Origin of the sequence: Vampirovibrio chlorellavorus (assembly GCF_003149375.1) — a bacterium.
GTDB lineage: Bacteria > Cyanobacteriota > Vampirovibrionia > Vampirovibrionales > Vampirovibrionaceae > Vampirovibrio > Vampirovibrio chlorellavorus_B.
This window is the reverse complement of sequence record NZ_QFWH01000003.1, coordinates 300,360-314,597: the sequence shown is the minus strand read 5'-3', so window position 1 is coordinate 314,597 and position 14,238 is coordinate 300,360. Positions and strand designations below refer to the sequence as shown.

General features: G+C 56.6%; 11 protein-coding genes. 4 read left to right on the top strand and 7 right to left on the bottom strand.

Features of this window, described 5'->3' with window-relative positions; translation table 11 throughout:
- Positions 1 to 1,097: 1,097 nt before the first annotated feature.
- From DF283_RS05940 to DF283_RS05930, 3 genes are read right to left on the bottom strand one after another with little or no spacing between them, the layout of a single operon-like run.
- Complete coding sequence (locus tag DF283_RS05940) at positions 1,098 to 4,169, bottom strand: efflux RND transporter permease subunit (protein ID WP_303673810.1); 3,072 nt, start codon at positions 4,167 to 4,169, stop codon at positions 1,098 to 1,100.
- Positions 4,170 to 4,196: 27 nt separating this feature from the next.
- Positions 4,197 to 5,555, bottom strand: a complete 1,359-nt coding sequence (locus DF283_RS05935; protein ID WP_303673809.1) for an efflux RND transporter periplasmic adaptor subunit — start codon at positions 5,553 to 5,555, stop codon at positions 4,197 to 4,199.
- A complete protein-coding gene (locus tag DF283_RS05930) occupies positions 5,552 to 6,166 on the bottom strand; it encodes a TetR/AcrR family transcriptional regulator (RefSeq protein WP_303673808.1) in 615 nt (204 codons plus the stop codon). Before DF283_RS05930 ends, DF283_RS05935 begins: the two co-directional genes overlap by 4 nt.
- A 259-nt stretch (positions 6,167 to 6,425) precedes the next feature.
- Here DF283_RS05930 and DF283_RS05925 point away from each other — a divergent pair, with 259 nt between their 5' ends.
- The 3 genes from DF283_RS05925 (at position 6,426) to DF283_RS05915 (ending at position 7,911) form a co-directional block, all read left to right on the top strand.
- Positions 6,426 to 7,274 (top strand): hypothetical protein, encoded by an 849-nt coding sequence (locus DF283_RS05925; RefSeq protein ID WP_303673807.1) that lies wholly within the window; start codon positions 6,426 to 6,428, stop codon positions 7,272 to 7,274.
- A gap of 33 nt (positions 7,275 to 7,307) precedes the next feature.
- Positions 7,308 to 7,472: a hypothetical protein gene (locus tag DF283_RS05920; RefSeq protein WP_303673806.1), complete on the top strand. Its 165-nt coding sequence runs from the start codon at positions 7,308 to 7,310 to the stop codon at positions 7,470 to 7,472.
- 151 nt (positions 7,473 to 7,623) lie between these two features.
- On the top strand, positions 7,624 to 7,911 hold the full coding sequence (locus DF283_RS05915) for a hypothetical protein (protein ID WP_303673805.1): 288 nt from the start codon (positions 7,624 to 7,626) through the stop codon (positions 7,909 to 7,911).
- Positions 7,912 to 8,006: 95 nt separating this feature from the next.
- On the opposite strand, the gene DF283_RS05910 is transcribed toward DF283_RS05915, so the two are convergent.
- Positions 8,007 to 8,870 carry a DUF2145 domain-containing protein gene (locus DF283_RS05910; protein WP_303673804.1) on the bottom strand — a complete coding sequence of 288 codons (864 nt, stop codon included), beginning with the start codon at positions 8,868 to 8,870 and terminating at the stop codon, positions 8,007 to 8,009.
- Positions 8,871 to 9,141: 271 nt separating this feature from the next.
- On the opposite strand from DF283_RS05910, the gene DF283_RS05905 reads away from it, so the two are divergent.
- Positions 9,142 to 9,477: a hypothetical protein gene (locus DF283_RS05905; protein WP_303673803.1), complete on the top strand. Its 336-nt coding sequence runs from the start codon at positions 9,142 to 9,144 to the stop codon at positions 9,475 to 9,477.
- A gap of 6 nt (positions 9,478 to 9,483) precedes the next feature.
- On the opposite strand, the gene DF283_RS05900 is transcribed toward DF283_RS05905, so the two are convergent.
- The 3 genes from DF283_RS05900 to ppdK all read right to left on the bottom strand — a co-directional run bounded on the left by DF283_RS05900 (position 9,484) and on the right by ppdK (position 14,224).
- Positions 9,484 to 10,323, bottom strand: coding sequence for a hypothetical protein (locus DF283_RS05900; RefSeq protein ID WP_303673802.1), 840 nt, complete (start codon positions 10,321 to 10,323; stop codon positions 9,484 to 9,486).
- Between the two features lie 304 nt (positions 10,324 to 10,627).
- Entirely contained in the window at positions 10,628 to 11,035 is a 408-nt protein-coding gene (locus DF283_RS05895; protein ID WP_303673801.1) for a PaaI family thioesterase, read from the bottom strand.
- Positions 11,036 to 11,503: 468 nt separating this feature from the next.
- The gene (ppdK, locus tag DF283_RS05890) at positions 11,504 to 14,224 is read right to left on the bottom strand and encodes a pyruvate, phosphate dikinase (protein WP_303673800.1); all 2,721 of its coding nucleotides are present in this window, start codon (positions 14,222 to 14,224) and stop codon (positions 11,504 to 11,506) included.
- Positions 14,225 to 14,238 lie beyond the last annotated feature (14 nt).

The following is a 14,238-nucleotide window of genomic DNA, read 5'->3' as shown; positions in this document are numbered from 1 at the left end:
GAGGGTAATCCCCCAGCAAGCACTCCCGGAAGCACTGCCCCAGCGGACGGAAACAATCCCTCTGCGCCACCCGCAGGTACCAATCCCCCTGCACCGCCCGCAGCGGACGGAACCGCTCCCGCTGCGCCACCCGCAGTTACAAATCCCCCTGCCGATGTTACTCCCAAGCCTCCAACACCTCCTGACGCTGATGCCAGCTCCCAGGGTCGTGTCACGAATTGGGCCATTGATAGCACCAAGAACGGCAAAGCCGACACTTGGGGCACTCAAATGGCCGATGGCGGGATAAATTGGGCCTATGATACTGATGGTGACGGCAAGGGCGACAAATGGCTTGAGGCCGATGCCTCTGGCCAAGGGATTTGGGGCATTGATAAAGATAAGGATGGCAGAGCCGATGAATGGCAAGAGCAGACTGCCTCTGGCCAGACAGTTTTTGGCTATGACACTGATGGTGACGGCAAGGCCGACAAATGGGTCACCACCCAAAAACCCTCCGGTGACGCACCCCCAGCTGGCGCTCCCACTACAACACCTCCAGCTGGCGCTCCCGCTACAACACCCCCAGCTGGCGCTCCCGCTACAACACCCCCAGCTGGCGCTCCCGCTACAACACCTCCAGCTGGCGCTCCCGCTACAACACCCCCAGCTGGCGCTCCCGCTACAACACCCCCAGCTGGCGCTCCCGCTTCAACACCCCCAGCTGGCGCTCCCGCTTCAACACCTCCAGCTGGCGCTCCCGCTTCAACACCTCCAGCTGGCGCTCCCGCTACAACACCCCCAGCTAGCGCTGATGGAAGCGAAACCACGACTGGCGAAGAACCAGAAGTAACTTACTTAGATGGTGATCAAGACGGCAATTGGGAAACAAAGACAATCCGTAAAGGTAATATGATCATAACTTACACTGATACTAATGGAGACGGCGTATTTGATAAGAAAGAGGTCCGCAAAGTGTAAGCGACATCCAATAGCTCCGAAGGGTAACATCCAAGCAGTATTATCCTAAGGATAGTGCTAAAAATAAAAGCCCTCGCCAGTCAAATTGCTGGCGGGGGCTTTTGCCCTTGCAAGGAAGCTACCAAGATGGCTGGCCCTCAGGCGGCCCGCCCAAAACCGGTCAAGCGATTCTTGAAGGCGTCCAGATAAATATAAAGCACCGGGGTAATGTACAGGGTCAACAACTGGGACACCAGCAGCCCGCCAAACACGGCCAAGCCCAACGTCCGTCGGGATTCCGAACCGGCCCCCAGCCCGATGGCCAAGGGGAGCGCCCCCATCAGGGCAGCCAGCGTGGTCATCATGATCGGCCGAAAGCGCACCAGACAGGCCTCGTAAATGGCTTCCGCCGCGGACTTGTGCCCTTTACGCTGGGCCTCCAGGGCAAAGTCGATCATCATGATGGCGTTCTTTTTCACAATACCAATCAGCAAAATCAGGCCCAAAAAGCCGTAAATATCCAAATCCCGGTTAAACAGGTACAGGGTTAGCAAGGCCCCCAAGCCCGCCGGGGGCAAGCCGGACAGAATGGTAATGGGGTGGATGAAGCTCTCGTATAAAATCCCCAGCACCAGATAAATTACCAGCACGGCAATGATTAACAGAAAACCCATGCCGCTCAGGGAGGACTGGAACTCCTGCGCGCTGCCCTGAAAACTGCTGCGCACGGTGGCGGGTAAGGTCTGCCGGGCCAATGTTTCAATCTCGGCCACTTTTTGCCCCAGCGACACCCCGGGCCGCAGGTTGAAGGAAATGGTGGTGGAGGGAAATTGCCCCAAATGGCTGACGCTCAGCGGCCCCACGCTGCGTTTTAAATTGGCCAGCGCGTTCAGCGGCACCAGACTGCCATTGCCCGATCGCACGTATATGGCCGATAAATCCTCCAGGCTCTGCTGGTACTCCGGCAACAATTCCAGAATGACCTGATAATCGTTGTTGGCCGCGTAAATCGTGGAGACCTGACGGGTGCCGTAAGCGTTGCTCAGGGCCAGTTCAATCTGCTCGGCGGTAATGCCCAGACTGGATGCCTTGCTGCGATCGATGTCCACCGTCAGCTGCGGGCTGGTCATCTGCAAGTCCGTGGTGACATCCTGCAGGCCGTCCAGCTTTTTGAGCTTCTCCAGCAGGGTATCCGTGGACTGATACAAGGCCGGTAAATCAGGACTTTGCAGGGTGAACTGGTACAAACTCTTGCTCAACTGTCCTCCCAACCGAATGGTGGGCGGGGCCTGCATAAAGGCCCGAATACCGGGAATTTCGGCCAGTTGCGGTCGCAGTTTTTGGATGACTTGGGTGACCGTTTCCTTGCGTTCTTCCAGCGGCTTGAGCGTGGCGAAAATCCGCCCGGTATTGCCGTTGTCCACGCTGGACATGACGCTTTGCACGTTGGGATTTTTACGAATAATGTCCGCCAACTGTTGCTGGTGGGCCACCATTTGCGGAAAGGCGATGCCTTGTGGGCCTTCAGTGCTGGTAAACAACTGGTTGGTGTCCTCGGTGGGAATAAACCCCTTGGACACCACACCAAACATCACCACGGTCAGGCCCAGCAACGCCGCAAACACGGCCATGGTGGTCTTTTTATAGCGCAAACAAATTTTCAGCGTGTCGTGATAGATCTCGTACAGAGAATTAAACCCGGCCTCAAAAGCCACCAGCAGCCCGTTTTTCTGCTCAACATGAATGTTCTGCGCGCGCAGCAGGCGGCTGCACAACATGGGGGTCAGGGACAGGGAAATGAAGCCCGAAATGAGAATGGAGACGGCCATGGTCATGGCGAACTCATTGAACAATCGGCCCACCACGCCGCCCATAAACAAAATGGGAATAAACACGGCCACCAGGGAAACGGTCATCGACAAGACGGTAAAGGCAATTTCCCGGGAGCCAATCACCGACGCCTCCAGAGGCCCTTTGCCCATTTCCATGTGCCGGATGATATTCTCCAGCACCACGATGGCATCATCCACCACAAAACCCACCGCCAGGGTCAAGGCCATCAGGGACAGGTTATCCAGGTTGAAATTGAGCAGGGACATGGCCGCAAACGTCCCCACAATGGACATGGGCAAGGCCAGACTGGCAATCAGGGTGGCGAAAATATTGCGTAGAAATAGGAAGATGACGGCAATAACCAGCACAATGGTGATCACCAGCGTCAACTGCACATCCTCCACCGATTTACGAATGGTCTGGGAGCGATCAAAAACCACCTCCAGCTTGACGGAGGGCGGAATGATGGCCTGAAAGCTGGGAAACAGCTCCTTGACCTTGTCAATCACCCCGATGGTATTGGTGCCCGGCTGCCGTTGCACCGCCAGCACAATGCCCCGGGTGCCATTGAACCAGCTGGCGGTTTTGTTGTTTTCCACGCTGTCCAGCACCCGGCCCAGTTCGCTCAGGTACACGGGGGAGCCGTTACGGTAAGCCACGATCAGGGGTCGGTAATCACTGGCCTTCATCAGCTGGCCGCTGGCTTTGACCGTATAGTTCCTGTAGTCTCCGTACAGAACCCCTGTGGGCAAATTCACGTTGCCCTTTTGAATGGCGGTGGCCACTTCATCGATCCCCAGATTTCGGCTGGCCAGCGCCTTGGGATCGACTTGCACCCGCACGGCGTACTTTTGCGAGCCGAACACGGACACCTGCGCCACGCCATTGATCATGGAAATCCGCTGGGCCACCACTTTTTGGGCATACTCATCCACTTCGGACAAGGGCAAGATAGGCGAAGTCAGAGCCAGATAGATAATGGGCGAGTCCGCCGGGTTGACCTTTCGCAGGGAGGGCGGTGAGGGCATGTCGTTGGGCAGTTTTCGCAAAGCGGCGGAAATGGCCGCCTGCACGTCCTGCGCGGCAGCGTCAATGTTTCGGCTTAAATTAAATTGCAGGGTAATGGAGGTGGAACCCAGACTGCTGGTGGAGTTCATGGAATCCAGACCGGCAATGGTGGAAAACTGCTGCTCCAGCGGGGTGGCCACGGAGGCGGCCATGGTGTCCGGGTTGGCCCCTGGCAGGCTGGCACTAACCTGAATGGTGGGAAAGTCCACGTTGGGCAGATCACTGACCGGCAACTGACGGTAAGCCAGAATCCCGAACAGCAGGATCCCCAGCATGACCAGGGTGGTCATAATCGGTCTGTCAATAAATAATTTGGTGAAATTGTTCACGTCATCAGACTTTCATACCTTCGATTTTTACTGACCGGCCACCGGCCTGGTTTCAGGGGTACCGGCTTTCACCTGCAGTCTGGAGCCGTCGGAAAGCTGAAACTGTCCATCGGTTACCACCTGCTCCCCAGCGGACAAGCCACTGCGAATGACCACCTGATTGCCCACAATACGATCCACCACCACGGGCCGCAGTTTGGCCAGCCCGGCCCGGGCCACGTAGACATAATCGCCCTGCTGGCCACTTTGCAACGCCAGCAGGGGAATGACCACCGCATTGGCTTGCTGGGCCAGTTTCAGAACCACATCCACGTACTGACCCGGCCACAGTTTGCGGCTTTCATTGGCAAAACTGGCTTTCATACGAATGGTGCCGGTATTGGTGTCCACGGTGTTGTCCAGAAAATCCACCAGCCCGGTCAAGCGGGTGGGCGGGGTTTCCCGGGTCTCCACTCCCACCGGGAAGCGACGGGCCTTGCCTGAAGCTCGCAGGGATTTCAGACTCTGCTCCGGCACGGAAAAGCCGACATTGATGGGGTTCATGCGATCCAGTCGCACCAACTCGGTATCCCCGGCCTTGACTGTATCGCCCACGTGGATTTTCAGACTGCCGGTTCGACCGGAAAAGGGAGCCCGAATGGTACCGTAGGCCAGCTTGATGCGGTTGCTTTCCACCACGGCCTGATCGGCTCGCACATTGGCCAGGGCGCTTTCAATACTGGAACGATCCGCTGTCACAATGGCCCGGGCGTTTTCCAGCGCGGAGCGATCGGCAAGCAATGTGGCTTCAGCCGCCCGTCGGGAGGTCACCGCCTGTTCATATTGATCCTGACTGATAAAGTCATCCTTGAGCAGAGAGGCGAAACGCTTTTCCTGGGCCACCGCGTACTCCAGCTGGGCGGCATCCCTTTCAATATTGGCCTGAGCCTGTTTAACGGCACTTTGATCCCGAACCAGATTGGCCTGCGCTTGCGCCACCAGAGACTGATCCTTGCTGACCGTGGCCTGAGCCTGAGCCAGTGAGGCCTGAATGGGCTGGGTATCGATACTAAAGAGCAACTGACCCTGCTCCACAAAGGCCCCCTCCTGGAAGTGAATGCCGATCAGGCGGCCTTCGATCTGGGGTTTGAGGGTCACCGTGGAAACAGGCTCCACGGTGCCAATGGTCTGGATCTGAACCGGCATGGTTTGCAACGTGACCGGGGCCAGAGTCACCGGAGCCGGGACGTTTTTCAGATTACCCATGCCTTTTTTTCCACCCGCAGGCTGCTCCTGCTGCCGCGTCCAGACAAAGACGCCCAGCAACAGGGCCACCAAGACCAAAGCGCCCCACAACCGAGGCATTTTCAGGCGACCGCCGGGAGGGCTAGCACTCAACGAACTCATAGAGAGACTCCTGTGACGTGAAAACGTAATCCGCTAAACAGCAACTCCAGCAATTCAGCGGCCTGATGCTGCAACTTGACCCGGGTAGCCGAAGCCTCGTAAGGGGGCAATACCCCTCGTAACGCCAATAACACCAACTGGGCGCAGTGGGAGGCCTCCAGGGCCGGGTTCATCTCCCCCTGGGCCTGGGCCCGTTGCAGTAAACTTTCCACCAGGCCCAACCGGGCCTGAAAAAAAGGGGCCAACAACAGCCTGACCCGCTCCCGACTGGCGGCCATCTCCTCGGGACTGCGCTGATTCCGGCAAACCGAGTCAAAAACTTCCCCCACATTTTGCACCAGCATAATTTTCAGCAGCGTCAAGGCCGATTTATCCGTCCGGCAAACCACCTGGCGCATGCCCTCAAGCTCAACCTGCTTATTGTCCAGTATCAGGGCGAACAAAATAGCCTCTTTACTCTCAAATTCAAGGTAAACACTGCCTTTGCCAATGCCGGCCCTCAGGGCAATGTCCTCTAGCGTGGTTTTTTGATAGCCAAAGCGGGCAAACAGTTCCGAGGCCGCTTCTAAAATCAGCGCAGAGCGGTTTTGCTGAATTTTTTTTCGTCCCATCGCGTGCGCCTTTTTTTATTGAGAGCGGGTGAGGAGCCACTGATATAATTTTGACCCATTTTACGATTTGGTCAAGAAAGTCATCCTTGACCCCCCGGAAACCATGACTTAATCCTTGTACTCGCCATAACAGGCAAAAGTTTCAACTTGAGAAAGCTCACATTCAAACAACTGCTCACATGCCAGTGCTTATATTCTTGGGATATTTGCGGTAAGGTGTGCCTGTCTCCTGTTTGAGGTCCCTAATACAGGTGCGCTTATGTCTACCCTGTCTACCCCGCCGCAGCTCACCAGCCCGTGGATAAAGACCACGCCAGCCAGTCGGTCTTTTATTCCGGTAATGACTGATCTTTCAGGGCGGAACCAGGCAACCCTTCCCACCCAGCCCGCTCCCAGACTCCTGCCGAGCGAGACAAAACACCCTGTTCAAGGGGCCAAGCTGGCCTGGGCTGGCCTGCTATTCGCACTGGGCCTGGCCACCCACCATTTCCCCGGTAAGGCCGCTAGCGCCAGCGCAGGCAAATTCCTGTTCTCTCCCGACTGGAAAAGCTGGGCTCGAGTCGGCTTGGGGGTAGCCACGGTCGGGCAACTCAACCAGGCCTTTCAATGGAAGCCGCCCGCTTGGCTCACCGGCCTCGAATCGGCGGCGGTGATCACCCCCATGGCCCTCCGTTTTAATAAAGCCTCCGGCCTGACCCTGCTGGTGGTGGCTCCACTGGTGGCCACTGCGGTTCAGACCAACCAGTGGGCCCAAAAATTTTTTGTGAAAGATTTAAAGGAATACTGCAATCTGCCGGAATCGGTCTCCCGCCTTGGAGTGTCTCTATCCGTGGGCGGGCTGGGCGTTTTGGCCTCACTGCTGGCCCACCGCCAATTGCGCAACTTGCCCGTTGAAAAACTGCCCCTGAAAAACTTCCCCTGGCTGCAACACAAAGCCCATACCCTCAAGAAAAACCTGACCGAGGTGCTGGGAACGGGGGCGCTGCTGCAAACCTGTCCCCGGGGCTGTAGCCCCAGCATCATCTGCATGAGTGAAATCGGTGAGATGGTTGGCGGTCTGTGGCAGGGGCATCAGCAACAAACGCAACGCAAATCCGGAACAACATAACGGGTTATCCCAATAAAAGGAGGTGAACATACAATGAACGTCCAATTCAAAGGCAACAACCCCTTGTTGGCCCTGCAACAAAAGAAAGTGGCCCAACAACAACAAAAAGAGCAACAGCAAGCCAAATTGCTGAACGCCCTGCAAGCGGATACCTTCGAAAAAAAAGGCCCCCAGTTCGGCGCTAGCTGCTGCCGTTAGTGACCAAACCCCGGTTGGGGAATAATTCCACCTGCGTCGGCTCCGTTGTGTCCCAACGGCGTCGGCGCACTTCCTCTTCCCCCTGTCGCCATCAAACTTTGTCATCAAACAGTCGCCATCAAAACAAGCCCCTCTCCCGAGCCAGAAAACCATGCTGACCCTTTCCAGCCCACCCACTGCCATCCACTTCAAGGGCAGTTGCTGCGCAAAAAAAATCCCGCAGCCCAAGACCGATCCCTTGCCGTCCCCAAACGGTTCGCATCAGGGCGCGGAGCCCCGCACGGAACCCGCAAAGGCCGATCCACCCAGCGGGATCATGGCGTCTCTCAAACAGCAGGTTCAGCAGTGGGTTCAAGAATTTTGGCGAATTCTAACCACCGATTTCTGGGCCCTGTTCCGAGGGAATGAGCCCCCCGAGAAAAAACCCACCAGCCAATAGCCACCCGTTCCCCCCCGATCAACCCATGCCCCTCAGGCCCGTGACCTGCAAGGCCACGGGCGGCGTCCCGAATGAGTCGCATCCGGGATGACCGGCTAATCCTGCGAATCGCTGAATAGAAATCGCTTTTCAAACAATGGGGTGTTGTACAGGCTTTCCACCGTCACTGTTTTCACCGTACCGGGGGGATTCAGTTCCTCCCAGTTCACATCCGGTTTTCGTTTTAACACCAGTCGCACCAAAAAGCGGGGACGCAAGGGCTTAACCGTGTACTCCTGACGCATGCGCCCGATGAGAGCAGGCACATCCTCCGAATTTTCACGGGCGGCAAACAGATTCAGCACCACCCATTTGGTGCAATTAAAACTCAATACCGATTCCAGAGGGGCCACCAGATTGTAATGATGCTGAAGGGGCAGCAGGGACTGAAACGGCTTGGCCCGCAAGCGCTGCAACAATCGTTCTTGCAAATCGTCGGATGGCAGCAGCAGCAATGCTTCCTTGCGATCGTTTCTCTGCCCGTAGAAAAAATCCTTGATGCTTTGCCGCCACAACAAGGCCGTCTTTCGGTTATTGACCGGGTCAGAATATAAGCTGTAGATAATCCACTCACCGGTTTCAGGCTCCTGAAAGACAAAGCCCGAATGCGTCATACCGGTGGGATCAAACAAACGGGTAAACACCGACCCTTGCCGAGCCAGTACCCCCACCCGGGCGTTCTCCCGCTTTAGCGTTTCCACAGCCCAGTTGCTGAGCGTTTCCGCCAGCGCCAGCTTCTGGCTGTTACTCCACACATAGGGCTTGACCGGGAGCGCGTCATAGGAGGCGGTGCGCAGGGAATCGCTGGCCGTAACAGCCGGAGGCTCCGCCCAGGCCGGGTTCCTGGTCAGTGTCTGCGTCAACAAAAGCAGACAAACGACCCACACACCTGTTTTACGAAAACTGTATGAATGGTTCATAAAAGCCCTGCTCCATCCGTGCTTGCCCGGGAAGCGCCAGTAAAAGCATCCCGGAAAAAGGCCTCTCGGGAAATACGCCTTGCAATACTCTAGCACAAGCCCTCCGCTGACCAGAGGGCCTGTCGGGGGACCCGATGACGATTCCTCAAGCCGTTCTCAGGAATCAGTCGCTTGACACTAGCCGATATGGGAATAGCCAGTCGGTAAAATCCACTTCAAAATATCATGACAGAATCGACTGTTGCAGAGGATTGAGAGGGAGCGCCTGACCATGACTCAAAAAAACAAACCCCGGAAAACAACAGGGGCCAGCAAAGCGCACAAGGCAACAATAAACCGTCCGGAATCATCCCCCAGTGAGGGGCATTCCAGCCTGGAACTGGATGAATCGGTCAGCCGAGAAGGGTATGACATAAACCTGGGGGGCAAGCGCATGGGTGGGCCCACCGGAGGGGATCTGGCCGGTGGCGGCAGGGGTCCGGCCATTGGCAGCAAACACCCGGCCGATGACAGCACCGCCGATCACTATGGTTCCAGAGAAGAAACCAACGCTGCCTTGGAGGATAAAATCGCCATCCAGAACACCCTGAAACTCCACGAGTATTAAAAACGGCTATTTGGATTTCGCCATCCCGTTGGCCCGATCGATCTTTTGCTGCATGAGGGCCGCCACAACGGTCTGGGCGGCTCCGGCAAAGCTGGCCATGCCCAGCGACCACAGGTAAATCAGCGGATAATTGGGCCGAGCCGCACCACCTCGATTGAACCGTCCCAGGAACTGTTTCAGGCGATTGACGAGCAGACCCGTGGCCCCCTCTTGTGTGGCCCACTGGCTAAACTTACTGCTCAGTCCCCGTCTGCAGGACTCCACAAGGGACATGCCTTTCAGCTGTTGCCCCAACACAACCTTCTTCAGGCCGAAACGACTGCGCTCAATCTCGTTCAGAATACTTTTTTTGCGGTCCTCAAACGTCTTTTTCTGATAACCGGTGGACTCCTTGAACATGTGATTCAAAAAAGCCTCAGACAGCCCAAAAGCGCCGCAAATGCCAGCCCACACCGGGACCATGGACCACTCCTTGCCAGCCGGTGTCAAATCCGTCTCCCGGCCCATGAGCTTGCGGGTAAAGCCCATTAATTTTTGGGTAAACGGGGTATCTTCCTTGTGAATTTTGAGAGCGGCAAGGGCCTGAGCCCCGGCCACGGCAGCGGCAATCCCCGAGGAGATATAAATGGGCACCCCAAAGAAAAAGGCATTCACCGCCCCGGTCACCACCAGCGCGGAAGTGATTTTAAAAGCGCCAATCAGTTTGGAGCCATTGACTTTGGGCTCCGCTGAGGGTTGGGCCGCATTCCCGGCACTGCCATCAGGCTTCCCGGAGTTTCGAGCCTGCCGGGCTTTGTTTGGCTGGGCTATTGCCCCCAAGGGCGTGAGAGGATCTTCTCCGTGCAACGACTGCGGCCCCCTCTGGAAACTCAGGGCCCTGGAACGAAATCGGTCCTCCCCAGCGCCTCCCGACCCGTAAGAACCTCCGGCGGGTTGTGCCAGCGGCGGCGTCAGCGTGGGAGATGCCGTTGGTATGGAGGTAAAGGGAGAGTATGGAACTCGCCCCCGTCCGTCAGGCCAATTAGGGGTGTTTAACATGCAGCAGGGACTCTGTTCGGGGTTTGTTAAATCTGTTAAAACCCGTCAAGTGGATTTAAGACCGAAAATATTAAGAACGATTAAGAACGAACCCACTCTAGTTCCCATTATTTTACCCCAAACGCATGTAGCACACCTGGGCTACGGCCACCAGCCGCTGGTTCATGTCGTATAAATCCACCTGTACCGGACACAGGCTCTTTCCCAGCTTGATGACCCGGGCCACGGCCCGCACATCGGTCAGGCAAGGGGCCAGAAAACGAATGCTCATATCGGTGGTGGCCATGCGCTCCTGCGGGCCCGTTTGGGTCATAATGGCAAAGCAGGCGATGGTATCCGCCACAGTCATCAGCAATCCCCCGTGAAAAGACTCAAAAATGCCATCAAACTCCGGGTCCCGGGGCATTTCCGCCTCGCACACGCCGGGGGATAAATCCGTAATGCGTAAACCAAACTTCTCAAACGCAGGAATCTGACGAATCCGCTCCAGAATCCGCTGCTCCAAATCACCAGTCAGCATAAGGCCCTCTTTCTTCTCGGGACGACACCGAACACCATAGCGAAAACAAAGCCATCTGGACAAGAGGGGAAGCCCCCCGGAAGAACCCGCAAAGACGGCCTGGTAAAAATGCCAGTCCGGGCATCTCTGAGGGATGATGCCCCCGCAATAAGAAAAAACCACCCGCAGGGTAGGTCATTGGCCTGGGGTGGATCAGAAATTGCTCCCGGTGCATATTAAGTTGCACCGGGCGGTTGTTGTGGTGAAAGCGTCCTTGTAAACGTGTTGTCTTGAAAATGTTCAGGGGCGAATAAAAACACGGCAGGGCCGTGCCTGAAACATCTCGGGTGACAGAGGGCTTTAAACCGCCACCGTTGGATGTTCAAGTGGGGTTAATCATACCCGGAATCAGGGAGCAGTCACCATTAACCAGCAGTGTAAAACCGGAGCCATACCGGTCTAATAAAGCAATAACACCACTGGCTACTCTCAGGTACCAAGTCGGGGAAAGGGTCTGGAATCGAAGCCGACATCCTCGGCAACACCCAGTATAACCGCCTGGGCGGCAGCCACCCTGGCCACCGGGATGCGCAACGCAGAGCAACTCACATAGTCCAGCCGAATCCGGTGGGCGAATTGAACACTTTGCGCCTCGCCGCCGTGTTCCCCACAGAGGCCCAGTTTCAAATCCGGTCGGGCCTGTCTGCCCTGATCCCGGGCCAGCATCATTAAGCGCCCCACCCCTTCAATATCCAGAGTTTCAAAAGGGTTATGCTCAAGAATATTTTTTTCCAGATAGCGGGTCAAAAAGCGCCCCTCGGAGTCATCCCGGCTGAAGCCCAGTGTCAACTGGGTCAAATCGTTGGTGCCAAAACTGAAAAACCGGGCGTACTGGGCCAGTTCATCAGCCACCAGCGCAGCCCGAGGCACTTCAATCATGGTGCCAAACCAATAGTCCACCCCGCACTGATGCTCACCCATGACCCGCTGGGCCACGGCGTCCAGCTGTTGCTGTATCTGCTTCAGTTCGGTGGCAAAGCCCACCAGCGGAATCATAATTTCCAGGCGCACGAGCCCGCCTTGCGCCACCACCTGGCAGGCCGCCTCAAAAATAGCCCGCACCTGCATCTCGTAAATTTCAGGGTAAACCAGCCCCAGACGACACCCCCGAAACCCCATCATGGGGTTCACTTCCCGCAACTCATCAATCTTGCCTAACAATCTTCGCTTCTCCTGATACGCGATCTGGTAGGGGTCCGCCTGCTTCAAGGCCAGCATCTCCGCCTGCACTTCTTCCCGATTCGGCAAAAACTCATGGAGGGGCGGGTCCAGTAGCCTGATGGTGACCGGCTTGCCGGACATGATTTCCAGCAGGGTTTTAAAATCCGCTCGCTGCATGGGCAATAGCAGGGCCAACGCCTGCCGCCGCTCCCGGGATGATTGGGCCAGAATCAACTGCCGAACCACTGGCAAACGATCTACTCCCATAAACATATGCTCGGTCCGGCAAAGACCGATACCCTGGGCACCCATCTCTAGTGCCTTCAGCGTATCCGCCGGTGTATCGGCATTGGCCCTCACCTCCAGCCGACGCAGTTCATCGGCCCAGCATAGCAGCGCATCCAGTGCCGCGTTGTGACTCGTGGGAGTTTCAGCGTCCAGCGCCCCCTCGTATACCTCGCCCGTGCTGCCATCAATGGAAATCACCACCCCCTTGGAAAAAGTTCGTCCCTGCACCGTCAAGGTCTCGGCGCCCAGATCCACCTGACAGGCCTCACAACCCGCCACACAGGGCTTTCCCAAGCCTCTGGCCACCACGGAGGCATGACTGGTATTACCGCCCCGCGCGGTTAAAATTCCCCGGGCGGCCAGGATGCCATGAATATCATCCGGGCAGGTTTCCACCCGGCATAAAATCACCGCCTCACCCCGCTCCGACCATTGCATGGCCTCATCCGGATCGAAAACCAGCTTGCCGGTAGCCGCCCCCGGGGAAGCGTTCAGCCCGACGGCCAACAAACGCCCGGCACGCCGGGCCTTGGCCTTTTCCGCCGGATTAAAGGCCGGGACATATAGCTGGCTTAACTGATTGGCGTCAATTCGAAGCAAGGCCTCCTCCCGGGTTAAGAGGCCCTCCTCCACCATATCCACGGCGATTTTAACCGCTGCCTGCACAGTCCGCTTACCCGTTCGGGTTTGCAAAACGTACAGCCGCCCACGTTCCACCGTGAACTCCATATCCTGCACCTCCCGGTAATGTTGCTCCAGACGGTAAGCGACCTCTGATAATTCCTGATAAATCCGGGGCATTTCCACGGCCAGGGCGGATAACTTTTCAGGGGTTCGCAACCCGGCCACCACGTCTTCCCCCTGGGCGTTCACCAGATACTCCCCGTACAACTCCTTGTCCCCATTGGCAGGATTTCGCGTAAAGGCCACGCCGGTAACCGAATCGGCTCCCAGATTGCCAAACACCATGGCCTGCACGATGGCGGCGGTCCCCAAAGCGTGATCGATTTTTTGATGATTCCGGTAGGCGATGGCACGGGGCGTTTGCCAGGAACGAAACACCGCCTCAATGGCCAATCGCAACTGCTTCTGCGGCGAATCGGGAAACGTTTGCCCGGTGCGATCCAGAATCACTTCCTTGTAAGCATTGACCAATTGACGCATCATGATCACGCTGAGTCGAGAGTCTTCCGCAATCCCCCAGCGCAGTTTCTGGTGAGTCAGCAAATCATCAAAGTACGCTTTGGGCACACCCATGACCACACTGCCAAACATCTGCACGAAACGGCGGTAGGTATCATAGGCAAACCATTCGTTGCCAGACTGACGAATCAGTCCACCCAGGGTTTCCTCGTTCAACCCAAGGTTCAGCACGGTTTCCATCATACCGGGCATGGAAATTTTTGCCCCGGAACGGACAGACAACAGCAAGGGCTTTTCCGGGTCCCCATAGACTTGCCCCAGTTCATGCTCCACCAGATTAAGCGCCTCGTTCACCTCGGCCATCAAGCGCTCCGACAAATGCTGCTCCCTGGAGAGGTACTGATTGCAGACCGCCGTAGTCAGAATAAAACCGGGCGGAATCGGCAAGCCCAACTGAACCATCTCTGCCAGATTGGCCCCTTTGCTTCCCAACAAGTCCTTCATCTCCCGATGCCCGGATTTAAAGGAGTATACCGATTTCAACGCGGTCTGAATCATGGGACGTCTCCTTC